The 1,751-nt window shown below is 65.4% G+C and carries 1 protein-coding gene; it reads right to left on the bottom strand.

The features are described from left to right. Positions 1 to 332: 332 nt before the first annotated feature. A partial coding sequence (gene yidC, locus B551_RS17620; protein ID WP_023264669.1) for a membrane protein insertase YidC occupies positions 333 to 1,751 on the bottom strand: 1,419 nt, incomplete at its 5' end.

Genomic DNA, 1,751 nt, shown 5'->3' with positions numbered 1-1,751 from the left:
GGTGGCGGACCGCCACGCGCAGGGCATGCAGGTCGTCGGGGCGGTCGCGCCGGTCCAGCGCGCGCAGCGCGCTGGCGATCCGCTGCAGGTCGGCGGCGGCCAGCGCGGCAAAGGCGTCGAGCGCGCGCATCCGGCGTTTCAGTGTCAGAGTGCCCATGTCGGCAATTTGGAGCCGGTGACTCGCGCCGGCCCGCTGTCAATTCGCCTGGCTACAGTGTAGGAAACGGCCTTGCTTGAAGCGGCGCATGGTCGTCTTTGGGTCCAGGCGCCGCCCAAAGAAAAAGCCCGACGCTTTCGCGTCGGGCCTTGTCGTGGCGCGGTGCCGGTCGGGCTCAGCCCTTGGCCGGCGCCGCAGTCTTGCCCTTGCCCAGCATCCGGTTGATCTGCCATTGCTGCGCGATCGACAGGATGTTGTTGACCACCCAGTACAGCACCAGGCCGGCCGGGAAGAAGAAGAACATCACCGAGAACACCAGCGGCATGATCATCATGACCTTGGCCTGGATCGGGTCCGGCGGCGTCGGGTTCAGCTTGGTCTGCACGAACATCGATACGGCCATCACGATCGGCAGGATGTAGAACGGGTCGGGTACCGACAGGTCCTTGATCCAGCCCAGCCACGGCGCGCCGCGCATCTCGACCGACGACAGCAGCACCCAGTACAGCGCGATGAACACCGGGATCTGGATCAGGATCGGCAGGCAGCCGCCGAGCGGATTGACCTTCTCGGTGCGGTACAGCGCCATCATCTCCTGGTTCATCTTCTGCGGGTCGTTCTTGTAACGCTCGCGGATCGACGTCATGCGCGGCTGCAGGTCCTTCATCTTGCCCATCGACTTGTAGCTCGCCGCGGACAGCGGGAAGAACACCAGCTTGATCAGCACGGTCAGCGCGATGATCGACCAGCCCCAGTTGCCCAGGATGCCGTGCAGCTTTTCCAGCAGCCAGAACAGCGGCTTGGCCAGGATCGTCAGCCAGCCATAGTCCTTGACCAGCTCCAGGCCCGGGGCGATCTGCTCGAGCATGTGCTCTTCCTGCGGACCGGCGAACAGGCGCGCGTCGGTCGATACCGTCGCACCCGGCGCGATCTCGCCCAGCGGCTGTTGCACGCCGACGCGATACAGGTTCGGGTCGATCTGCTCGACGTAGAAGCTGTGCTGCTTGCCGGTCTGCGGCAGCCAGGCCGAGGCGAAGTAGTGCTGCACCATCGCAACCCAGCCGTTGTCCGACGGGCCGGGCATCGTGACCTTGCCCTTGGCGATGTCTTCGAAGCTGATCTTGTGGTACTTGTCCGCGTCCGTGTAGACGGCCGGGCCGGTGAACGTGCTGTAGAACTGCGACTGCTCGACATGGCTGCCGTCGCGCGCCAGTTCCATGTACAGCGTCGGCGACACCGGCTGCGCACGGTTGTTGGTCACGTCGAAGCGCGTCGCGACGACATAGCTGCCCTTCTGGAAGCGGTAGGTCTTGGCGAAGCGCACGCCGTCCTTCTCGGCGGTCAGCACGACGTCGAGCGAACCGGCATTGCCCAGGTCGCGCGCACCCGGCGCGGCGGTGAACACCGTCGTGTGGTTCGGCAGGTCGCCGTTGATCAGGCCCGAGCGCGCCATATAGGTATGCGCGGCGCTGCGCTGGAACAGCACGACCGGATTGCCGGCCTCGTCCTTGTGGCGCAGCAGTTCGAGACGAGACAGGATGCCGCCCGCGGTATCGATCTCCGCACGGACCACGTCGGTCGTGATGACGATCTT

The organism is Cupriavidus sp. HPC(L) (genome assembly GCF_000307735.3).
Lineage (GTDB): Bacteria > Pseudomonadota > Gammaproteobacteria > Burkholderiales > Burkholderiaceae > Cupriavidus.
The sequence above is the reverse complement of the archived record's forward strand: the minus strand, read 5'-3'. Positions and strand labels throughout refer to the sequence as shown.